At 65.2% G+C, this 20546-nt stretch carries 19 protein-coding genes; 14 read left to right on the forward strand and 5 right to left on the reverse strand.

Annotation, left to right across the window (positions count from 1 at the left end; translation table 11 throughout):
• Positions 1 to 31: 31 nt before the first annotated feature.
• The 5 genes from HDC95_RS02630 to HDC95_RS02650 all read left to right on the forward strand — a co-directional run bounded on the left by HDC95_RS02630 (position 32) and on the right by HDC95_RS02650 (position 6666).
• Positions 32 to 469 (forward strand): hypothetical protein, encoded by a 438-nt coding sequence (locus tag HDC95_RS02630; RefSeq protein ID WP_259061620.1) that lies wholly within the window; start codon positions 32 to 34, stop codon positions 467 to 469.
• Positions 466 to 1422 (forward strand): bifunctional riboflavin kinase/FAD synthetase, encoded by a 957-nt coding sequence (locus tag HDC95_RS02635; RefSeq protein WP_259061621.1) that lies wholly within the window; start codon positions 466 to 468, stop codon positions 1420 to 1422. Before HDC95_RS02630 ends, HDC95_RS02635 begins: the two co-directional genes overlap by 4 nt.
• 298 nt (positions 1423 to 1720) lie before the next feature.
• Entirely contained in the window at positions 1721 to 3856 is a 2136-nt protein-coding gene (locus tag HDC95_RS02640; RefSeq protein ID WP_259061622.1) for a DEAD/DEAH box helicase, read from the forward strand.
• A gap of 214 nt (positions 3857 to 4070) precedes the next feature.
• On the forward strand, positions 4071 to 5099 hold the full coding sequence (locus HDC95_RS02645; RefSeq protein ID WP_259061623.1) for a 6-phosphofructokinase: 1029 nt from the start codon (positions 4071 to 4073) through the stop codon (positions 5097 to 5099).
• Positions 5100 to 5250: 151 nt separating this feature from the next.
• The gene (locus tag HDC95_RS02650) at positions 5251 to 6666 is read left to right on the forward strand and encodes a glycosyltransferase (protein ID WP_259061624.1); all 1416 of its coding nucleotides are present in this window, start codon (positions 5251 to 5253) and stop codon (positions 6664 to 6666) included.
• Between the two features lie 20 nt (positions 6667 to 6686).
• On the opposite strand, the gene HDC95_RS02655 is transcribed toward HDC95_RS02650, so the two are convergent.
• Together HDC95_RS02655 and HDC95_RS02660 are read right to left on the reverse strand one after the other, a co-directional pair.
• Positions 6687 to 7796 (reverse strand): acyltransferase, encoded by a 1110-nt coding sequence (locus tag HDC95_RS02655; protein ID WP_259061626.1) that lies wholly within the window; start codon positions 7794 to 7796, stop codon positions 6687 to 6689.
• A 39-nt stretch (positions 7797 to 7835) separates the two neighbouring features.
• Positions 7836 to 9947 carry a S9 family peptidase gene (locus tag HDC95_RS02660; protein ID WP_259061627.1) on the reverse strand — a complete coding sequence of 704 codons (2112 nt, stop codon included), beginning with the start codon at positions 9945 to 9947 and terminating at the stop codon, positions 7836 to 7838.
• Between the two features lie 156 nt (positions 9948 to 10103).
• Here HDC95_RS02660 and HDC95_RS02665 point away from each other — a divergent pair, with 156 nt between their 5' ends.
• From HDC95_RS02665 to HDC95_RS02675, 3 genes are all read left to right on the forward strand, one after another.
• Complete coding sequence (locus HDC95_RS02665; protein ID WP_259061628.1) at positions 10104 to 11390, forward strand: inorganic phosphate transporter; 1287 nt, start codon at positions 10104 to 10106, stop codon at positions 11388 to 11390.
• Positions 11390 to 11725, forward strand: a complete 336-nt coding sequence (locus tag HDC95_RS02670) for a peptidase (RefSeq protein ID WP_259061629.1) — start codon at positions 11390 to 11392, stop codon at positions 11723 to 11725. Before HDC95_RS02665 ends, HDC95_RS02670 begins: the two co-directional genes overlap by 1 nt.
• A gap of 103 nt (positions 11726 to 11828) precedes the next feature.
• Complete coding sequence (locus HDC95_RS02675; RefSeq protein ID WP_259061630.1) at positions 11829 to 13289, forward strand: aspartate ammonia-lyase; 1461 nt, start codon at positions 11829 to 11831, stop codon at positions 13287 to 13289.
• 60 nt (positions 13290 to 13349) lie between these two features.
• Here the strand turns inward: HDC95_RS02675 and HDC95_RS02680 are convergent, their stop codons facing one another.
• Positions 13350 to 14219, reverse strand: coding sequence for a fumarylacetoacetate hydrolase family protein (locus tag HDC95_RS02680; protein WP_259061631.1), 870 nt, complete (start codon positions 14217 to 14219; stop codon positions 13350 to 13352).
• A 60-nt stretch (positions 14220 to 14279) separates the two neighbouring features.
• Between HDC95_RS02680 and HDC95_RS02685 the strand changes: the two genes are divergently transcribed.
• The 3 genes from HDC95_RS02685 to HDC95_RS02695 all read left to right on the forward strand — a co-directional run bounded on the left by HDC95_RS02685 (position 14280) and on the right by HDC95_RS02695 (position 16844).
• Positions 14280 to 15560, forward strand: coding sequence for a PrsW family intramembrane metalloprotease (locus HDC95_RS02685; protein WP_259061632.1), 1281 nt, complete (start codon positions 14280 to 14282; stop codon positions 15558 to 15560).
• Positions 15561 to 15773: 213 nt separating this feature from the next.
• Entirely contained in the window at positions 15774 to 16142 is a 369-nt protein-coding gene (locus tag HDC95_RS02690) for an FKBP-type peptidyl-prolyl cis-trans isomerase (protein WP_033104619.1), read from the forward strand.
• 147 nt (positions 16143 to 16289) lie between these two features.
• The gene (locus HDC95_RS02695; protein WP_259061633.1) at positions 16290 to 16844 is read left to right on the forward strand and encodes a YceI family protein; all 555 of its coding nucleotides are present in this window, start codon (positions 16290 to 16292) and stop codon (positions 16842 to 16844) included.
• 26 nt (positions 16845 to 16870) lie between these two features.
• Here HDC95_RS02695 and HDC95_RS02700 read toward each other — a convergent pair whose 3' ends face one another.
• Complete coding sequence (locus HDC95_RS02700) at positions 16871 to 18166, reverse strand: MFS transporter (protein WP_259061634.1); 1296 nt, start codon at positions 18164 to 18166, stop codon at positions 16871 to 16873.
• 226 nt (positions 18167 to 18392) lie between these two features.
• Between HDC95_RS02700 and rpsO the strand changes: the two genes are divergently transcribed.
• The 3 genes from rpsO (at position 18393) to HDC95_RS02715 (ending at position 20019) form a co-directional block, all read left to right on the forward strand.
• Positions 18393 to 18662, forward strand: coding sequence for a 30S ribosomal protein S15 (gene rpsO, locus HDC95_RS02705; protein WP_259061635.1), 270 nt, complete (start codon positions 18393 to 18395; stop codon positions 18660 to 18662).
• 162 nt (positions 18663 to 18824) lie between these two features.
• Complete coding sequence (locus HDC95_RS02710; RefSeq protein ID WP_259061636.1) at positions 18825 to 19691, forward strand: hypothetical protein; 867 nt, start codon at positions 18825 to 18827, stop codon at positions 19689 to 19691.
• Positions 19684 to 20019, forward strand: coding sequence for a transcriptional regulator (locus HDC95_RS02715; protein WP_259061637.1), 336 nt, complete (start codon positions 19684 to 19686; stop codon positions 20017 to 20019). Before HDC95_RS02710 ends, HDC95_RS02715 begins: the two co-directional genes overlap by 8 nt.
• On the opposite strand, the gene HDC95_RS02720 is transcribed toward HDC95_RS02715, so the two are convergent.
• Positions 19986 to 20537 (reverse strand): DUF488 family protein, encoded by a 552-nt coding sequence (locus HDC95_RS02720; RefSeq protein ID WP_259061638.1) that lies wholly within the window; start codon positions 20535 to 20537, stop codon positions 19986 to 19988. The genes HDC95_RS02715 and HDC95_RS02720 overlap by 34 nt on opposite strands.
• Positions 20538 to 20546: the final 9 nt, after the last annotated feature.

The following is a 20546-nucleotide window of genomic DNA, read 5'->3' on the forward strand; positions in this document are numbered from 1 at the left end:
CATGGCCCGCGCGCTTAGGATGGAGGATGCTATGAGCATCACCGCAACCCGTACTCGGATGACCGGCATCGGCCGTGTCCTCGTTATCGTCTATGCCGTGATGGCACTGGCGGCCACGGGCCGCAGCTTCGTGCAGATCGTGCGGAAGTTCGATGAGGCGCCGCTCGCCTACACGCTCTCGGCGATCGCTGCCGGCGTGTACATCCTCGCGACTCTGGCGCTGGTGCTCGCCGGAAGACGCGGCTGGTACACGATCGCCTGGATCGCTATCGTCTTCGAGCTGGTCGGCGTCATCGTGGTGGGCGTCCTGAGCCTCGCGGTTCCCGAGCTCTTCCAGCACGACACCGTCTGGTCGGTCTTCGGCCGAGGCTACCTCTTCATACCGCTGGTGCTCCCGATGTTCGGTATCTGGTGGCTGCGCATGCATCGCCCCGTCGACGTGGCGCGTGCGACGGAGGTGACGGCATGATCGTCTTCCGCGGCCAGGGCGAGGTGCCGGCCGACTTCGGCCCATCCGCTGTCGCGATCGGCAAATTCGACGGCGTGCACGCCGGACACCGTGCGGTCATCGAGCGTCTGAAGGCGGATGCCGCGGCATCCGGAGCGCGCTCCGTCGCGGTCACCTTCGACCGCAACCCGCTGGCGCTGCTGCGCCCGGAGATCTGCCCCGAGAACGTCGTCTCCGTGGAGCGCAAGCTCGAGCTGCTCGGCGAACTCGGTCTCGACGCGACGCTGCTGCTGACCTTCGACCGCACGCTCGCATCTCGCACCGCTGAGCAGTTCGTGGAAGAGATCCTGGTGGCGGCGTTGCGTGTGTCGACGGTGCTCGTGGGGCGCGACTTCCGGTTCGGTCGCGGGGGAGCCGGCACGCCGGGGCTGCTGCGAGAACTCGGACCGAAATATGGCTTCACGGTCGACGTCGTGGACGACGTGTATCTGGATCACTCCGAGCGTCGAGTCTCATCCAGCTGGATTCGCGAGCTGCTCGCCGACGGCGACGTGCGCACAGCAGGGGACGTGCTCGGACGCCCGGTCGACGTTCGCGGCGAGGTCGTCCACGGACTCAAGCGCGGACGCGAACTGGGTTTCCCGACCGCGAATCTGTCGGCGATCGTCGATGCGCTCGTTCCCGCCGACGGCGTGTATGCCGGCTGGCTCGTGGATCACGACACGGACATTCGATACCCGGCTGCGGTCTCGGTCGGCACGAACCCCACGTTCGACGATGTGCTGGTGCGCCAGGTCGAGGCGCACGTCCTGGACGAGGACTCTCTCGAGCTCTACGGGCACGATGTCACGGTCGAGTTCACCGAGCGTCTGCGAGGCATGGTCGCGTTCGAGGGGGTCGAGGCGCTCATGGCGCAGATGTCAGCCGATGTGGTGGCGGCTCGCGCGCTTCTGACCGGTGAGGTGCACGCGTAGCACGTCTCGCTCTCGATTCGAACTGGTTCGCGTTCACGGCGCTGTCGTTCGTGTTCGACGTCGTGATCGCGTCTGCGGTGCTGATGATGTGCCGGACCGCGAGGAACGGGCGCGTGCAGGCGGAGAATGCTCCGCTATGACGTAAACTGTGACCAGGTCTTCTTCAGCGGAGCGCCACACCGGCGCCACGAGGATGACCGCACAACGTTCGCACCGTCCTGGCTGGCGCCACACGCGGACGACACGTACGGCACGAATCGCCCGTCATAGCGGTTCGGTACTCACGCTCAGGAGGAGCATGCCGACTACGGCAACCGCCGCTACGCGGCGAAAGAAGACGTCCCGTCGTGACGACGAGGCCCCGCTGATCCCGATCCTCGCGCGCAAGGTGCGCGAGATCGAGGCCAAGGCGCAGCGCGGCAAGCTCGGACCCACGAACCGGGTGAAGTTCCAGGTGATTGCCTTCCTCGTGCGTGAGGAGCGCGCCAGGGTGAAGACGGATGCTGCGTTCACGGACTCCGCGCGAGCCGAGCTGCTCAAGCGGCTGGACGGCGTCGCGACGATCCTCGCCAAGACCGCGGCGCGTGACACGTCTCTCATCCAACTGCTTGAGGCCGATTCAGCCACCAGTCCTGTGGCGAAGCGCATGCGACGCGACTGGCTGCTCGAGTCCGGCGCCGAACTGGCACCGGAAGAGCTCATCATCACCGACATCGCTCCGGTGCAGGCTCCGGTCGTGCCCGCAGCGCTTGCCGAGCGTCAGGTGACGCCACCGGCGGTGGAATCCCGTCAGCTCGCCAATCCCTTCCTGGCGCCGGACCTGACACCTCGGCAGCCCACCGCGCCTCGTCGCAGGCTCGACGACTGGGAACTGATGGGACCGCTCTACAAGGCGTTCGAGACCGGCGCAGGCGGTTCCTCCGCAAGCATGGACCTTCCGCCGACCCCGGAGTACGACCACATCTCGCCCAAGGGCCTCGAGGTCATGGTGCACCAGTCACGATTCCTCGAATCCGTGCGCCATGGGCACCGCAGCTTCCTGCTGGCCGACGAGCCCGGTCTCGGCAAGACCGCGCAGTCCGTTCTGGCTGCGTCGCTCGCCGACGCCTACCCGCTGCTCGTCGTCGTCCCGAATGTCGTCAAGATGAACTGGGCCCGCGAAGTCGAACGGTGGACACCGCAGCGCAGAGCAACCGTCATCCAGGGTGACGGGGCTGACATCGATGCATTCGCCGACGTCTTCATCGTGAACTACGAGATCCTCGACCGGCACCTGTCGTGGCTGAGCTCGATCGGTCTCAAAGGCATGGTCGTGGATGAGGCGCACTTCATCAAGAACCTCTCCTCACAGCGTTCGCAGAACGTCCTCGCACTCGCATCGCGCATTCGCGAGCGCACCCGCGATCCGCTCATGATGGCGCTCACCGGTACTCCTCTGATCAATGACGTCGAGGACTTCGACGCGATCTGGCGATTCCTGGGCTGGACCACTGGTGACAAGCCCGGCGCCGAGCTGATGGAGAAGCTGGACGCCACCGGCCTCACCCCGGCGAACAAAGCCTTCTACGCCGAAGCGCGCGACGCCGTGATCTCGATGGGTATCGTCCGCCGCAAGAAGAAGGATGTCGCCGCCGACCTTCCCGACAAGCTGATCGCAGATCTGCCTGTCCAGCTGGACGACGAGTTCGGCCGCAGCATCCGCGAGGCCGAGCGCGAGCTGGGTGAGCGGCTCGCGGCCAAGTACCGCCGCGTCGTCCAAGCGCGTGGCGATCGCGGGCTCGAAGCGGGCGAGATCGACGAGGACATCGTCCGTCTCGTCGCGCACAACGAGCTGGAGGAGTCGAAGGCTGCAGGTACCGGCGGAGACAATGTCTTCACCATGGTGCGCAAGATCGGGCAGGCGAAGGCGCAGCTCGCCGCGGATTACGCCGCGCAACTGCAGCGTTCGGTCGGCAAGGTCGTCTTCTTCGCCAAGCACATCGACGTCATGGATCAGGCCGAAGCGCACTTCAGAGCGTCAGGCATCCGCTATGTCTCGATCCGCGGTGACCAGACGACCCCCGCTCGTCAGCAGGCGATCGATGACTTCAACGTCGAGGAGAACGTCGGCATCGCAGTGTGTTCGCTCACCGCTGCCGGTGTCGGCCTCAATCTGCAGGCCGCCTCCAACGTCGTGCTCGCAGAGCTGAGCTGGACCGCCGCCGAGCAGACGCAGGCCATCGACCGTGTGCACCGTATCGGTCAGGACGAGCCGGTCACAGCGTGGCGGATCATCGCCGCACACACGATCGACACGAAGATCGCGGAACTCATAGATCAGAAACAGGGTCTCGCGGCTCGTGCACTGGATGGCGAGGCAGTGACGGAGGCGGCGAGCGAGTCCGTGCAACTGTCGGCGCTCATGCATCTGCTGCGGCAGGCGCTCAGCGACTGACGGTCACCGGTCCACACCGTAAAGATTCGTCCTTCTTGATGGTGATTTCGGGGCATTTTCGCTGAGAACGCTGAAGAACGGCGAATCGGCGTATCCCGGTGCGCAAGATCGCTGGTTTTCGCGTCCCCTGAATGGCATCGATCCGTGAAGCCCACTAGGGTCGAGAGCAGGCAGAGTCGCCCGTCCCCCTCCCGAAACGTCCGAAGGCATCAGCATGAAGATCGGCATCCTCACCAGCGGCGGCGACTGCCCCGGCCTCAACGCGGTCATCCGCGGCATCGTACTCAAGGGCACGACCTCGTACGACCTCGAGTTCGTCGGCATCCGCGATGGATGGCGCGGCGTCGTAGAGGGTGACTTCATGCCGCTCACCCGCCACGAGGTCAAAGGCCTGTCCAAGGTCGGCGGGACGATTCTCGGCACCAGCCGCACCAACCCTTACGAAGGAGAGCGCGGCGGCGCCGACAACATCGCCAAGACCCTCTACGGCCACAAGATCGACGGCATCGTCGCCATCGGTGGTGAAGGAACGCTGGCTGCCGCTGATCGGCTCGCCAAGGACGGCGTCAATGTGCTGGGCGTGCCCAAGACCATCGACAACGACCTTCGTGCCACGGACTACTCCTTCGGCTTCGACACCGCCGTGAACATCGCCACCGATGCCATGGACCGACTGCGCACCACCGGCGACTCTCACCAGCGGTGCATGGTGGCAGAGGTCATGGGCCGCCACGTCGGGTGGATCGCGCTGCACGCGGGCATGGCCGCCGGTGCCCACGTCATCTGCATTCCCGAGGTACCGATGTCGATCGACGAGATCGCCGAGCTCGTCACCAGCGCCCACGACCGTGGTCGCGCGCCGCTCGTCGTGGTCTCAGAAGGGTTCAAACTCGAGGGTATGGAAGAGGCCTTCAGCGACAAAGGGCTGGACGCCTTCAACCGTCCTCGGCTGGGCGGCATCGGCGACCAGCTCGCACCTGCGATCGAGCGGATCACCGGGATCGAGACCAGGGCGACGATCCTCGGCCATATCCAGCGAGGCGGATCGCCGTCCGGCTTCGACCGCGTGCTCGCCACGCGTCTCGGCCTGCACGCCGCGGACGCGATCGTGGAGGGCGCCTGGGGGAAGATGGTCGCCATGAAGGGAACCGACATCGTTCGCGTGCCGTTCGAAGAGGCTCTCGGCGAGCTCAACACAGTGCCTCGTTACCGTTACGACGAGGCCGCAGCGCTCTTCGGCTGAGCGGCACCGGCGCTCAGCGACTGCACGGCCGGCCCACAGGTGGGCCGAATCCTGACCGCCTATCGTCGGTTCGATGATGCGCGCAGATTCCCGTCTTCCACACGGCAGACACTTCGCCCTGACTTGGGGGATCGGCGACCATTACGGCGGTATGACCAATGCCATGCTGCGGCGTTCGCGATCATTCAAGCGGATCGGCGGCGTCGACGTCGACATCCTCACCCTCGATGATCGACCGGACTATCCCGAACTCGACTCGCGGCTTCGCGCGTCAGGCGACCTGATCGACGGGGTCAGGATCCTCAACCTCTGGGATGATCTGCGCCGACGTCCCCCGCGGGAGAAGGACGAGGTTCAGGCTGCGGTCGAACTGCTCACTCCGGCCGACGACGACATCGTCTCCGAGTGCGACGGCATCAGCCTGTCTCGGCGGCGTTCCCGGGCGGATGGCGGTCCGGTCGCAGTGGATCGATTCCGTCGCGACGGCAGTCTTCTCGCCACCGAGCGTGCAGACGCGCAGTCGCGGCGCATCGTGGTGTACGCGGAGGACGGCACCCCACTGCGCTCGTGGAAATCGAAGTGGAGTCTCTACCGCTGGTGGTTCGACCGGATGACCGCGGGCAAGACGAGCTACCTGCTGGTGGACTCGAAGACCGCCGCCCGTTCCGTCGTCGATTACCGACGGGAGAATGTGACGACCGTCCATATCGTGCACGCATCGCATCGAGTGCGAGGGCGCACCGGAACCCTGCGATCATCCCGCGCGTTCGTGCTGCATCGCGCAGGCGACTTCGACGACGTGGTCGTGCTCACGGCGAGGCAGCGGGCCGACCTTGCCGATGATCTCACATCCGTGGATGTCACAGCCAGGATCCGCGCCATCCCGAACGAGGCAGAGTTCCTACCACCGTCCGGGAGCCCGCGTACAGAGGCCCTCGGCGTCGTCGTCGCCTCTCTGGATTCCCGCAAGCGTCTGAAGCACGCAGTGGAGGCGATCGCACTGGCAAGGGACGCCGATCAGCGAATCAGCCTCGACCTGTACGGCGACGGCCCGCGCGAGGGAGAGATCCGCACGCATATCGAAGAGCTCGGCGTCGATGGGCACGTTCGATTGCGTGGTTTCGACCCTGACGCTCGCGCCGCGTTCCAGACCGCGGGTTTCAGCCTTCTTACCTCTACATCCGAAGGACTGCCGCTCGTGCTGATCGAGAGCATGGCGGCCGGCTGCATCCCGATCGCGTATGACATCCGATATGGCCCGGCGGACATGATCCACGATGGCCTCGACGGATTCCTCGTCCCTGAGAGAGACATCGAGATGATGGGTCAACGCATCGTGGAGCTCCAGTCCATGCCCGCAGCCGGACTCGAGGCGATGAGGAAGCGCGCGATGGCTCGGGCTGCCGAGTTCTCCGACGTGGCCGTCACCCGCAGGTGGGCGCGCGAGCTGCGCTCAGCGTTCGACGCGAAGAGAATCGCGTCGGCGCAGGATCAGCCGTTGCGGGTGCGACTGCGCCGACGCGCCGGCGTCGTGCGGAGACGCGTTCTGTGGATGACGGGGCGTTGACGAGGATCCTCGAGCGCTGATCACCCGACGCGGGCCAGACGCTGAGTGACATACCCGCCGACGCGTCGCGCCAGGATGTGCGATGGGCGCTCGACCCACCGGTAGAACAGCGCGGAGACGCCGAGGGAGAGCGGCAGGCCGATCAGGCACACGAGCCACCAGCGCTCCACGCCGAGCAGATAGCCCAGCGTGCCGAGGATCGGCGCGTGCACGAGATAGAGGCTGAACGAGACTCTGCCCAGCCAGAGAGCTGCCGGGCGTTCACACGCATGACGCAGGGCAGGCCACACGATCACGAGCAGGACGATCAGCGTCGCGCCCACACCGGCTAGTCCCCAGACCACGTCTGCAGCGACCTTGTGCCGGCCTTCGAGAGCAGGTCTCGCCAGCCAGCTGGCGATGAGCATCGCTCCCGAGAGCACGGCCAGCACCGGCCAGAATCTGGTCCGGGCGCTCTGCGCGAATGAGCGGATGCTGTCGAGATTGACCGCGATGATCGTCCCGAGCAGGAACACCGGGAAGTACACCAGCGCATCGATCTCGAGCATCCGACCCGCGATGGTGGCCGACGCTGCCATCATCGCGAGGTACGGGCTCGCGCGACGAAAACGGATCGCGAGCCAGACGAACAGGGGGAGCAGCAGTGAGAAGAAGAGCTCCCACCGCAGCGACCACAGCACGTTGTCGATGTCGTACGACGCGGGCAGCAGGGACGCCTCTGCGAGGAAGGAGGCCGGCGTGACGGATGTGGCCTGAGCGTCGCGCAGCCATGAGCCGCTCGGCGCGGAGGCTGGGTCGCGAGGAATCGCGATGATGAGCACAGTCGCGAACAACAGCGCACCGAACACGGGGAGGTACAGCCGTAGCAGACGCGAAGGGTAGTAGCGGGACCATGCGAACCCGGAGCGCAGAGCAGGCAGGGCGACGACGAGCCCGGACAACGCGAAGAAGACGAGCACTGCTTCGGTTCCGGGGAACAGCAGCTTGAGCGGACTCTGCGTCAGCCAGGCCCACGCCGTCTCGCTCACCTCCGGCCTCACGATGAGCGAGAGGTGGTAGAGCACGACGGCGAGGGAGGCGAACCCTCTGAGCCCGTCGAGACCTGTGATCCTGGCTGAGCTGTCTGACATCCCGCGCCATGTTAGGTGCCGGATCTGCAAGGGTCCTGATCAGGCGGCAGGCCTCGTGGATGCGAGACCGAGTGTGTCCAGCATCCAGGCGAGTTCGAATGCCCGCTCCTTCCAGGCGTTGTACCGACCGCTCACGCCGCCGTGTCCGGCCGCCATCTCGCACTTCAACAGCACGTCACCGGCGCCTGCCTCCCGAAGGCGCGCGACCCACTTCGCCGGTTCCACGTACAGAACGCGGGTGTCGTTGAGAGAGGTCATGGCGAGAATGCGCGGATAGGCGACGCCGTCTTGCACGTTCTCGTATGGCGTGTACGACTTCATGTACGCATAGACGTCTGCATCATGGAGGGGATCGCCCCACTCGTCCCATTCGATGACGGTGAGAGGCAGCGAAGGATCAAGGATGCTGGTGAGGGCATCGACGAACGGAACCGATGCGAGGATGCCGGCGAACCGGGTCGGAGCCAGGTTCGCGACCGCGCCCATCAGCAGGCCGCCGGCGCTGCCGCCCTCTGCGACGATGCGCTCTGGCGTCGTGATTCCGGCGCTGATGAGATGCTCCGCGCATGCCACGAAATCGGTGAAGGTGTTGCGCTTGTTCTGCAGCTTGCCGTCGTCGTACCAGGTGCGGCCCATCTCACCGCCGCCGCGTACATGCGCGACCGCGAAGATCACGCCGCGGTCCAGTTCGGACAATCTTGCGACCGAGAAGCCGGGGTCGATCGAGTGCTCATACGACCCGTAGCCGTAGAGGTGAACGGGCCGGATCTCATCGCCAGGCGCACCGAACGACTTCTTCCACACGAGGGAGATCGGCACCCGGGTGCCGTCCTCCGACGTCGCCCACGCCCTCGCCTGACCGTATTCGTCGGCGGAGTATCCGCCGAGCACCGGCTGGCGTTTGCGCAGCACGAGGTCACGAGTCGCCAGATCGAGGTCATACAACGTGCTCGGGGTGACGAAGGACGTGTAGCCCAGGCGGAGGAACGGAGAATGCCATTCCGGGTTGCCTGCAGGCCATGCGGAGAACAACGGCTCGTCGAATCCGAGTTCCTCTACGCGGTCGTCCGCGTAATCAAGCAGGCCGATCCGCTCAAGCCCCTCGCTCCGGTAGCCGACGACACCGAAGTCGCGGAAGCAGTCGACCCCGAGGATGCGGCGACCCGCTTCGTGCGCCATGACGACGTGACGTGCGCCCTGCGGGTCGGCAGCGGCGACCGAGACGAGTTCGAAGTCGACGGCGTCCTGGTTGTGCAGGATGAGCAGACGGTCCTCGCCGTCGATGACGGCGTGCTCGAGCGAGTACTCCACGCCCTCCGTGCGCGGCCACACGAGCCGTGGCTCTGCGGTGATCTCGCCCTCGAGGTCGACGAGATACTCCTCGCTGGTGATGCTGGATCCGACGCCGATCACGAGGTACCGTCGGCTGCGCGTGATCCCGGCGCCGAGCCAGAACCGCTCGTCTGGCTCATGGAACAGCTTCACGTCGTCTTCGACAGCGGTGCCGATCAGGTGCAGCCACAGGGTGTCGGGACGCCATGCGTCGTCACGGGTCGTGTAGACGATGCCTGTGCCATCCGGCGTGAAGAAGCCGCCACCGGTCTTCGGTATCTCGTCGGCGAGCGTCTCGCCGGTCACCAGATCGCGGACCTTGATCGTGTACAGCTCGTCGCCCTCGTAGTCCGGTGCCCAGAGCATCTTGGTCCCGTCATCCGAAGTGTCGAAGGATCCGAGTGAGAAGAACTCGTGGCCTTCGGCCTCGACGTTGCCATCCAGAAGGATCTGTTCACCGAGAACGGGCACGCCGGGCTCGAGAACCGGGGGAGTCCAGTCGTCTTCTTCTGCCGCAGCGCGGCATTGGATGCCGTACTGTGCACCCTCTTGGCTGCGACTGTAGTACCACCAGTCGCCCTTTCGAGTGGGCACCGAAAGATCCGTCTCCTGCACGCGGCCCTTGATCTCCTGGAACAGCGTCTCGCGCAGATCTGCGAGGTGCGCTGTCGCACTGTCGGTGTGCGCGTTCTCCGCCTCGAGATGAGCGATGACTTCGGGCGAGTCCTTCTCCCGGAGCCACTCGTACGGATCCTCGAACGTGTCGCCGTGATGTACGCGGATGTGGGAGCGGCGGGCTGCGATGGGGGCGTTGGTCACCGTTCCACGCTAGCCCAGGTCGAGTTGACCGGAGCCGAGCAGGGTGCGAGGATTTATCGGGGCCGGTTAACGGAAGTCAAACCCACGGTGAACTCTTCGTTCGTCACGCCGATCACGTCGGCAGCTCTCTTCCTTTCACTCAAACGAAAGCGAACAGTGGAAACCGCAGCCCTCATCGTCGTGCTGGTCATAGCGCTGGCACTCTTCTTCGACTTCACGAACGGCTTTCACGACACCGCGAATGCCATGGCGACTCCCATCGCCACCGGTGCGCTCAAACCGAAGACCGCAGTCCTGCTGGCTGCCGTACTCAATCTCGTAGGGGCGTTCCTTTCCACCGAGGTCTCCAAGACGGTGTCGCACGGCATCATCAACGAAGATGCGATCAGAGACTCGGGCGCAGAGCTCTTCCTGTCGGTGATCTTCGCCGGTCTCATCGGCGCCATCACATGGAACATGCTCACCTGGCTGCTCGGGCTGCCTTCGAGTTCATCGCACGCGCTGTTCGGCGGACTCATCGGCGCGACCATCGTCGGCGTCGGACTCGGCGGGATCGACTTCGGAATGGTGCTCTCGAAGATCGTGCTTCCGGCGCTCATCGCACCGATCACGGCCGGCATAATCGCCTTCATAGCGACGAAGATCGCCTATTCGATCACCCGCCGCTACGACAACAAGCCGGATGGCCGCGACGGTTTCCGTTGGGGTCAGATCTTCACATCGTCGCTGGTCGCTCTCGCGCACGGCACGAATGACGCGCAGAAGACGATGGGCGTCATCACTCTCGCGCTCATCACGGTCGGCTGGCAGAGCTCTGAGCAATCGGACCCGTACTTCTGGGTCATCTTCGCCTGTGCGTTCACGATCGCTCTCGGCACCTATCTCGGCGGCTGGCGCATCATCCGCACGCTCGGCAAGGGGCTCACCGACGTCAAACCCGCTCAGGGCTTCGCGGCGGAGAGCTCGACAGCGGCGACGATCCTCGCCTCCAGTGCCCTCGGGTTCGCGCTCTCCACCACGCAGGTCGCCTCGGGGTCCGTCATCGGGTCCGGCCTCGGACGTCGAGGTTCGACTGTGCGCTGGCGGACGGCCGGGCGGATCGGCATCGGCTGGCTGCTCACTCTTCCTGCCGCGGCAGGGGTCGGTGCGGTGGCCGCGCTGCTCGTCGTCTGGTTGGGAACGTGGGGAGTGGCGATCGACGCCGTGCTCGCTGTCGTCATCATCATCGGGTTGTTCCTGCGTTCTCGACGTGACGCGGTGAACGCCGACAACGCCATGAGCGATGTGGCGGAGTCCGGACATGCTGTCGAGCTCCCTGACCTGCCTCCTCCCACCAGGCGCCAGCAGCGGATCGAGCAGGCACGCGCCGAGGCCAAAGCGCGCGCGAAGGCTAAGGCCGATGCCAAGGCGAAGTCCAAGGCCGCGAAGAAGGGGGCAGTGTGATGAACGTCGCGATCGACTGGTTCGCCTTCATACAGGTGTTCGCTGCCGCGCTCATCGGCGCGACCGCCATCGTGACCTTCTATGCACTCGGGTTGCGGCTGCTCGTTCGTTCGGGGCATGCGCCCGTGGTGAGCCCTGCGGAGTTCACGGATGCGATCACTGTGATCAGCGAGAAGGAAGCGCGGCGTGCGGCGAAGCAGGCCGCCAAGGCCGCGAAGAAGAGCCCGCTCACCGATGCTCAGAAGCGCGCGTCGCTCGTCGGCGCGTACGGCTGCTTCGCTCTGTGCGCCGCCGCCGTGATCGGCGGCATCCTTGTGATCGTCATCGGGCACTGACGCGTCGACGGCCGGATGACTCACGAGCCGGGTCGAGGATGCCGGCGGCATAGACTGGTGACATCCCCCGTTTCTGATCCGCCACCACCCACAAGGATGTGACATGGCTTCTGCCGCGCCCTCTCTGACCCGTACCGAGACCGATTCGCTCGGGAGCATGGAGATACCTGTCGACGCGTACTGGGGCATCCACACAGCCCGCGCCGATGCGAACTTCCCGATCACGAAGCGTCCGATCTCGGTGTATCCGGATCTCGTCCGCGCGCTCGCGATGGTCAAGCAGGCGAGCGCTCGTGCGAACAAGGAGATCGGCGCTCTTGACGCCATGCGGGCCGACCTCATCGACGCGGCCGCGCAGCGCGTGATCGACGGCGAGTTCCACGACCAGTTCACGGTCGGCGTCATCCAGGGCGGAGCAGGCACCTCGACGAACATGAACGCGAACGAGGTGATCACCAACATCGCGCTGGAGGCTGCCGGCCGCGAGAAGGGCGACTACGCGTTCCTGTCTCCGATCGATCACACCAACCGCAGCCAGTCCACGAATGACGTGTACCCGACAGCCGTCAAGATCGGACTGTCGCTGACGCTGCGGGCGCTGCTCGAAGAGCTCGATCTCCTGCGAAAGTCCTTCCTGAGCAAGGCCGTCGACTTCCACGACATCCTCAAAGTGGGTCGCACTCAGCTGCAGGATGCCGTGCCGATGACGCTCGGGCAGGAGTTCCACGGCTTCGCGACGACTCTAGGTGAGGATCACAGCCGCTTGACCGAGAATGCCTCGCTCATGTTCGAGATCAACATGGGCGCGACCGCCATCGGCACCGGCATCACCACCCATGTCGATTACACACAGGCGGTCCTGAAGCATCTCCGCGAGATCACCGAACTGGAGCTGGAGACGGCTACGGACCTGGTCGAGTCGACCAGCGACACCGGCGCATTCATGTCGTTCTCGTCGTCGTTGAAGCGCAACGCCATCAAGCTCTCGAAGATCTGCAATGATCTGCGCCTGCTCTCATCAGGTCCGCAGGCCGGCCTCGGCGAGATCAACCTTCCTGCCAAGCAGGCGGGCTCGAGCATCATGCCCGGCAAGGTCAATCCCGTGATCCCCGAGGTCGTGAACCAGGTGGCGTTCGCCGTGGTCGGCGCAGACATGACCGTCACGATGGCGGTGGAGGCGGGGCAGCTGCAGCTCAATGCGTTCGAGCCGGTCATCGCGCACTCGATCTTCCAGTCGATCACGTGGATGCGCCAGGCCATGTGGACCCTGCGCGTGAACTGCGTCGACGGCATCACGGCGAACACCGATCGCCTCGGCGCCATGGTCGGTGCCTCAGTCGGCGTCATCACCGCGCTCACGCCTTTCATCGGATACGCCGCCGCCGCCGCCCTCGCGAAGACCGCCCTGCTCACGAATCGCAACGTTGCCGACCTCGTCGTCGAGGCCGGCCTGATGTCACGCGAAGAGGTCATGAAGCAGCTCTCACCGGCACGACTCTCCGGGCTGGAAGCCGTCACCGCCGCGGTCACCGTCATCCCCCCGGAAGGCCTGATCGAGATCTGACGCTTCCGCGGCCGAGGCCTGCCCCCGATGGGTGCAGGCCTCAGTCGTCGACGCGGGGATTCAGCCGTAGATGCGGCAGTGCGTGGTGAGTTCGCCGATGCCATCGATGCCGACCGTCACCGTTGAGCGGTCGCGCAGGAAGATCTGGGGCTCGCGCGAGTAGCCGGCCCCACCTGGGCTCCCAGTGGAGATCAGCGTGCCCGGCTGCAGAGTGATCGACTGCGACAGGTGCGCGATGAGCGTCGCGACAGATCTGACCATCTGGCCGGTCGTGGCGTCCTGCACCGTGTGGCCGTCCACGACTGTCCAGATGTGCAGATCCTGCGGATCGGGGATCTCGTCTGCGGTGACGACGAACGGCCCGGTCGGAGTGAACCCGTCGAACGACTTGCAGCGCGACCACTGGGCTTCGGAGAACTGGATGTCACGGGCGGTGATGTCGTTGACGACGGTGTACCCCCAGACGTGGTCCAGGGCGTCCGCCTCGACCACGTCCTTCGCCGGTCGGCCGATCAGGACGCCGAGTTCGGCCTCGTAATCGACGGACTCGCTCAGCGTGCGCGGCCATCCGGTGGTGGCCTCGTGCGATGTCAGCGAGTTCGGCCACAGCGTGAAGACTGTCGGCGCGGTATCGGTCTTCAGGCCCAGTTCACTGGAGTGGGCGGCGTAGTTCAGACCGATCGCGAGGATCACGGGAGGGTTCAGCACCGCCGATGCGAAGTCGAAGCCGGCGAGCGGATGCCGCGGGGAGGTGCGTTCGCCGAGTGCGGCGCGAAGGGCACCGAGGACTTCATCACCACCATCGATGAGCTGCTGAAGGGTGGGCGGAGCCGGATCGAGCAGATCGGAGACCAGCACGGCCTCGGCATCCTCGATCACTGCGAGATGGGCATCGGGGGAGTCTGGCCGACGCAGATGGGCGAAACGCATGTCTCTACGCTACCGCCCGGGCGCAAGGAGCAGAGTGGACGCTACCTCTAGGATTTGGGTATGTCATTCGGAGGGCCGTCAGAGCCGCAGTACACGCCGCCGCCGGCTCTGCAGCCCCAGTACTCGCAGCAGCAGTACGCGCAGTCGCCTTACACGCCGCCGCAGTTCAGCCAGCAGCCGGTGTACGCATCCGCGCTGGCGCAGCCGACGCACTACTCACCGCCCGCACCTGCCGCGCCTGCGCCTGCGGGAGCGCTGCCCTCGCTTCCGGTGCCTTCGAAGAAGGGCAGGACCGTGTCGATCTGGCTCTTCGGGGTGCTGGGCTTCGCGCTGGTCGCGCTGATCGGCTACTTCGTGTGGGCTCTCGGTGCGGTGGCCTCCGGCATGGGGCTCGTTCTCGCGCTCATCCCGCTCGCGATCGTGTTCCTCGGCGTCTACATCATCGACCGCTGGGAGCCAGAGCCGAAGCCGCTCATCATCTTCGCGATCGCATGGGGTGCCGTGGCAGCGGTCGGATTGACGCTGCTCGTCGACATCGGCATCACGCTCATGGTCGGACTGCGTTCGGAAGTGTTCAGCGCGGTGGTCCAGGCGCCGATCGTCGAAGAGCTCGCCAAGGGCCTCGGCATCTTCATCATCTTCCTGATCGGCAGACGAGCATTCGATGGGCCGATCGACGGAATCGTCTACGGGGCGCTGGTCGGCGGCGGCTTCGCTTTCACGGAGAACATCCAGTACTTCGCGATCAGCCTGATCGAGGGCGGGGGTGAACAGCTCACGGCCACGTTCGTGATGCGGGGGTTGCTCTCGCCGTTCGCGCACGCCATGTTCACCGCTCTCACCGGCTTCGCGATGGGGCTTGCGGCGCGCCGCCATGCCTCGACGGGCGCGGTCCTGGGTACAGGTCTGCTGGGCCTGCTCGGCGCCATGATCCTGCACGGCTTCTGGAACGGTTCAGCCACGTTCGCCGACTTCTTCGCGCTCTACATCACCCTTCAGGTGCCCCTTTTCATCGGCTTCATCCTCGCGATCGTGGCGTTGCGCAGAGAAGAGGCCCGGGTCACCAGGGAAAGGCTCGGGGACTACGCCGCTGCCGGGTGGTTCACGCCGGAGGAGATCACGATGCTCGCGACCCCGGCCGGCCGCAAGGTCGGGTTGAGGTGGGCTGCGGGCCTACGAGGCGATCGCAGGTCTCTGATGAAGACCTTCATCAAGGATGCCGCGGCTCTCGCCGCCGTACGACAGCGCGCGATCCTCGGTCGAGACCCGCTCGCGGCCGAGGATGAGCGGGCCCTGCTCACACGCACCCGCGCGACGCGTGCAGCGCTACTGGCGTACTGAGGCCGAGAGTCCAGCCGCAGCAAGACTCAGCGCCCGGTGCTGCGGCGATGCCTGCATGTCTACCGGGCGCTGAGTTGATCTGTATTCAGATTGCACCGGGGTTCGCGTCATGTCAATACCCTTCGCGCTCGTGCGTACCGCCGACGCGAAGTGTTCGCTCTGAGCAGGTGCGGTCGCGTTGACCGACGTGGAGCGCTCCGGTTGTATGGAGTCATGACTGATCGCACAAAGCCCGAGTTCGACGCCCCCACCGCTCCCGCTCCTGCAGAGCTCGTCACCAGAGACATCATCGAGGGCGACGGTGCTGCTGCCAAGCCCGGCGACACCGTCACCGTGCACTATGCCGGGGTCGAGTACGACTCCGGCGAAGAGTTCGACTCCTCCTGGGGTCGTGGCGAGACCATCCAGTTCCCGCTTCGCGGCCTCATCCAGGGCTGGCAGGACGGCATCCCCGGCATGAAGATCGGCGGCCGGCGCGAGCTGATCGTTCCGCCGCATCTGGCGTATGGTCCCGCGGGCTCGGGGCACTTCCTCTCGGGGAAGACCCTCATCTTCATCATCGACCTGGTCGCCGTCGGCTGATCCGAGTCGTTCCCTCAGAAGGTTCTCCGCCCCGTCCAGGGAGGAGAACCTTCTGTTTTTCTCTCGATCTTCGGAATATATGCAGTCGCATACGAGTTGGAGTCAGATGAACGCTATGAGACGGCGCAATCCTTGAGGAGAACACGTATGACCACGATCGATATCCCCGGCTACCGCGCAGGTATCTGGGTCCTTGACACCGCGCACAGCGAAGTCACCTTCAGCGTCCGCCACATGATGATCTCGAAGGTGCGCGGCACGTTCGGCATGAAGAGCGCAACGCTGGTCGCCCCGGAGAACCCGCTCGAGGCGAAGGTCGAGGCGAGCGTGGATGTCACTTCCATCGACACGAACGACGAAGGTCGCGACGGCCACCTCCGTTCGGCAGACTTCTTCGACACCGAGAACTTCCCGACCATGGAGTTCGTCTCCACCGGTGCGCGGGTGCAGTCCGATGACTTCTTCATCGATGGTGACCTGACCATCCGCGGCATCACGAAGCCGGTGAGCTTCGCGTTCGACTTCGGCGGATTCGGCACCGACCCTTACGGCAACTACAAGGCCGGCGCCTCCGCGACGACGACCATCAACCGTGAAGACTTCGGCCTCACATGGAACGCAGCCTTGGAGACCGGCGGCGTTCTCGTCGGCAAGGACATCACCATCAACCTTGACCTGCAGGGCGCTCTGCAGGAGGACTGATCTTCGGTTCTGAGGACCCCGTGCCGTCAGGGTACGGGGTCCTCTGCGTCATACGCGCGGAACCTCGGGGTGAGGCGCACCAGTACGCCGACGAGCGCGATGACGAGCAGCCCCCCGAGAAGCGGAGGGAACCAGAGCACTGTGAGCGTCGCGAGCGCGCCGGCATAGAGAGCGCCGAGGCGCGGTCCGCCGGCGACGACGATGATGAAGATACCCTGCAGTCTTCCGCGCATGGCATCCGGCACCGACGCCTGCATCATGGTGTTTCGGTAGATGGAACTGATGTTGTCTGCGGCACCGGACAGGGCCAGCGCTGCACAAGCTGCAGTGATGAGCGCGAAGTCCGGATGGGTCTCGTCCGCTCCCGGCATCCAGGCTCCGATCAGGAGCACGACACCGAAGAGCAGAATCGCCGCGCCGTACGCCTGAACTGCGCGCTCGATCCCGCGGCCGTGCCAGCGGTAACGGACGACGCGCCCGGAGAACAGGCTGGAGAGGAACGTGCCTGCGGCCACGGCTGCGGTCAGCACGCCGGTGGTCACCGCGCCTCCACCGAGGATCACGGTGCCCAGCGCGGGGAACAGCGCGAGTGGTTGCCCGAACGTCATCGCGACGATGTCGACCAGATACTGCATCCGGATGTTGGCCGCGCGCTTGAGGAACCGCCAACCATCGACCAGAGACTCCAGCCCTGGGCGCACGATGTTCCCTTCAGGTCGGAGCGCAGGAAGCGTCCACAGGCCGAGGAACATCGCGAGCATGAGCACGACGTCGATGGTGTAGGTCCAGCCGTAGCCGGTGAAGGCGACCAGGATGCCGGCGAGCGCAGGACCGACCATCACCATGACCCCGATCGTGATGCCGTTCAATGCTGATGCCGCCGCGAGGAGATCGCGGGAGATGAGACGCGGCACGATCGCTGTCCGCGTCGCCATTCCGACCGAATTCGCGGCGGAGTTGATCATGCTCAGCGCGTATAACCACCAGATGGTTTCGAGCTGGCCCCAGGTGAGCACTGCCAGCAGCAAAGTCGAGACGAAGGCGATGACCGCTGCGATGAGTGCGACCTTGCGCCGATCGAAGGCATCGGCGAGCATCCCGCCGTACAGGCCGGCGAGGATCATCGGGATGAGGCCGGCGACGGCGACCATCGAGACGGCGAACGTGCTCGCGGTGAGTTCGAACACATGCAGCATCACGGTGACGATGGTGAGCTGACCGCCGAGACCGGCAAGTGTCGAGCCGATCCACATCCGCGTGAACGCACTGCTGGCGCGTAAGGGGCGAAGATCGATTAGTGCCCCGCGGGCACCGCCGCTCACGCGTCGACCTCGACGCGTGACTCCCTATCGGTTTCGCGATCGTCGCTCATGATGTACTGCACGTGTCGAGGTTATCGGTTCGCGGAAGCGGTGCCTCACGGTGAGGACAGGAGCAGGCGCAAGGGCTGGTAGACTCTACAGGTTGCCGTTTGATCGGCCGCGGATAAAGAGAGCTCACGCATCAGGTGTTGGGCGCCGCGCAACGAACTGAAAGGGGATCCCATCTATGCCACTCGAGTCTGACGCCAAGAAGGCGATCATGGAAGAGTACGCGACGCACCCCGGTGACACCGGATCCCCCGAGGTGCAGGTCGCGATGCTGACGCAGCGCATCAAGGACCTCACCGAACACCTCAAGGATCACAAGCACGACCACCACTCGCGTCGTGGCTTGTTCCTCATGGTGGGTCAGCGCCGTCGTCTGCTCGGCTACCTCCAGGACATCGACATCGCGCGTTACCGCGCGCTGATCGAGAAGCTTGGACTTCGCCGCTAAGGCAGCGCACCAGCGTAATATCGCACTTCTTCCGAAGGCCGTCCCAGGTGTGGGGCGGCCTTCGTCGTTTCCGTGGCGACGGCAGATTGCTTTCCCGGAGGAAAGCGCGTAATTTCCTTCACGAGTGGTGCTTTCCAAGTGGAAAGCTGATGCGGAGGTGCAATGGATCAGCGGCCGATCGAGGGAGCCGCGCCATTGCCGGCTCCGAGCTTCGAGATCGCTCAGGCGTACCTCGACGAGCTCGGTGCGGTCCGCGCCCGCCGGGAGGCGGGTGTTGACCGGCGCGGCGCGGCATGGGTCGGCCTGGTGAATGTCGTGACGCTCGCCGTGTACATCACTGTCGTCGCGTTCAGCATCGGTGAGGCATCAGTGTCGTCGTCGTTCATGACGTTCGTCGGGGTCTTTCTCCTCTGGGTACAGCTCGCCAACCAGCGTCGTGAGGGATACGGAGTCATCGGCTACGGCTTCTCGCGGCGGTGGGTCGTCGTGATCGTGCTCTGCGTCGTCCTCCTGGTTGCGCTTGTCGTCTTCTTCTTCGCCGGCATCACCGACGTGGTAGTGCCCTCCTTCGTACGGCTGATCCCTGGAGCGCTGACGCTCCTCGTGCTGGGATGGCCGGCGGTGCGCGGCATCCTCAGGTCCCCTCCCGCGGATGTGTCCAGCGAACGAGCCCGTTTGTCATCCGGCGCGCGGCTCGCGACAGTCATCATCGGAGCGATGATGACCCTGGGGATCTGGGTGCTCTCAGTAGGGGAAGAGGTGCTGCTTCCCGTCTTCGGTCTGCTGCTGATGCTCGGAAACCTCGGCTGGTGGACCGCCGCGCGTGTTTCCGAGCGCATGCCTGCGCTCGGAGCGGTGTGGGCCTGGCCGCAGTGGACGGCGTTCGCGATGTCTGGCGGAGTCATCGCGGCGATCCTGCTCGTGCAGGTCAGTGGCGACACGACGCTTCTCGCGTACGGTCCGATCGCCGCGGCTGCCGTCTTCTGCCTGCACGTCGGCAGTGCTTTCCTGGATGGACGCGATGGCTGAGAAGCATCCGCGACTGCGCCTGGACGACAACTTCGCCAGCCCCATCCGGTTCTCGCTCATGGCTGCGCTCCTCGACGGGGACGAACTCGACTTCGCGACCCTCTCCCAAATCCTGCAGGTGGGCGACTCGGCACTGAGCAAATCGATCTCGCACCTGAATGTGGCCGGCTATGTCGCCACGCGCAGGGGAGAAGTCGGCAGTCGGCCGCGAACCTGGGTGCGATCGACGAGGAGGGGTGAGCGCGCCTTCGCCGCACATCTGCACGCGCTGCAGGAGATCGTGGAGTTCGGAGGTCACTCTCCTCGCGACGGGGCGGACTCGGGATAGACGACTCCGAGCACCTCGTCCGACAGCGCACCAGGAGTGAGTTCGGCGCTCTGGGAGCGCCCGGCACCAATGACATGGATGACCTGCTCGCCGCGGGCGAGGAGGTGGTCGGCGATGATACGCCGATGGCAACGCCACCAGACTGCCTCGGAGCACATCACCGCGACCCTTTGACTATGCCCTTCCTGCCGGAGATCGGCCAGTCCCTCGCGGAACTCCTCCGACAGCGCATGATCGGCGTAGTTGTGAAAGCTGCGATTCCGCCAGAGCGCGTTGGTCTCGAACGGCACATCGTGCGAGACCGGGCGACGGCCGGTCAGTGCCGTGTTGCGGGCCAGATCGATCCCCTCCGAGGCCAGCGATGGGCGCAGGGCGTCCTCGTCGAACTGCGGATAGCGACGCGAGCCGGGAAGGCGACGCACATCGACCACGAGTTCGATCCGCTCGGCCAGCAGTAACTCCACGAACGCCTCGATTGTGCGATTCGAGTGGCCGACAGTGAAAATGGGCAACAGCATCCGACCTCC

It is taken from the genome of Microbacterium sp. AK031, from assembly GCF_024807145.1.
GTDB lineage: Bacteria > Actinomycetota > Actinomycetes > Actinomycetales > Microbacteriaceae > Microbacterium.

Excerpts from the sequence above, each read along its gene's own strand:
- HDC95_RS02630 (WP_259061620.1), top strand. The coding sequence starts at position 32 with ATGAGCATCACCGCAACCCGTACTCGGATGACCGGCATCGGCCGTGTC.
- HDC95_RS02635 (WP_259061621.1), top strand. The coding sequence starts at position 466 with ATGATCGTCTTCCGCGGCCAGGGCGAGGTGCCGGCCGACTTCGGCCCA.
- HDC95_RS02640 (WP_259061622.1), top strand. The coding sequence starts at position 1,721 with ATGCCGACTACGGCAACCGCCGCTACGCGGCGAAAGAAGACGTCCCGT.
- HDC95_RS02645 (WP_259061623.1), top strand. The coding sequence starts at position 4,071 with ATGAAGATCGGCATCCTCACCAGCGGCGGCGACTGCCCCGGCCTCAAC.
- HDC95_RS02650 (WP_259061624.1), top strand. The coding sequence starts at position 5,251 with ATGACCAATGCCATGCTGCGGCGTTCGCGATCATTCAAGCGGATCGGC.
- HDC95_RS02655 (WP_259061626.1), bottom strand. The coding sequence starts at position 7,796 with ATGTCAGACAGCTCAGCCAGGATCACAGGTCTCGACGGGCTCAGAGGG.
- HDC95_RS02670 (WP_259061629.1), top strand. The coding sequence starts at position 11,390 with ATGAACGTCGCGATCGACTGGTTCGCCTTCATACAGGTGTTCGCTGCC.
- HDC95_RS02675 (WP_259061630.1), top strand. The coding sequence starts at position 11,829 with ATGGCTTCTGCCGCGCCCTCTCTGACCCGTACCGAGACCGATTCGCTC.
- HDC95_RS02680 (WP_259061631.1), bottom strand. The coding sequence starts at position 14,219 with ATGCGTTTCGCCCATCTGCGTCGGCCAGACTCCCCCGATGCCCATCTC.
- HDC95_RS02685 (WP_259061632.1), top strand. The coding sequence starts at position 14,280 with ATGTCATTCGGAGGGCCGTCAGAGCCGCAGTACACGCCGCCGCCGGCT.
- HDC95_RS02690 (WP_033104619.1), top strand. The coding sequence starts at position 15,774 with ATGACTGATCGCACAAAGCCCGAGTTCGACGCCCCCACCGCTCCCGCT.
- HDC95_RS02695 (WP_259061633.1), top strand. The coding sequence starts at position 16,290 with ATGACCACGATCGATATCCCCGGCTACCGCGCAGGTATCTGGGTCCTT.
- rpsO (WP_259061635.1), top strand. The coding sequence starts at position 18,393 with ATGCCACTCGAGTCTGACGCCAAGAAGGCGATCATGGAAGAGTACGCG.
- HDC95_RS02710 (WP_259061636.1), top strand. The coding sequence starts at position 18,825 with ATGGATCAGCGGCCGATCGAGGGAGCCGCGCCATTGCCGGCTCCGAGC.
- HDC95_RS02715 (WP_259061637.1), top strand. The coding sequence starts at position 19,684 with ATGGCTGAGAAGCATCCGCGACTGCGCCTGGACGACAACTTCGCCAGC.
- HDC95_RS02720 (WP_259061638.1), bottom strand. The coding sequence starts at position 20,537 with ATGCTGTTGCCCATTTTCACTGTCGGCCACTCGAATCGCACAATCGAG.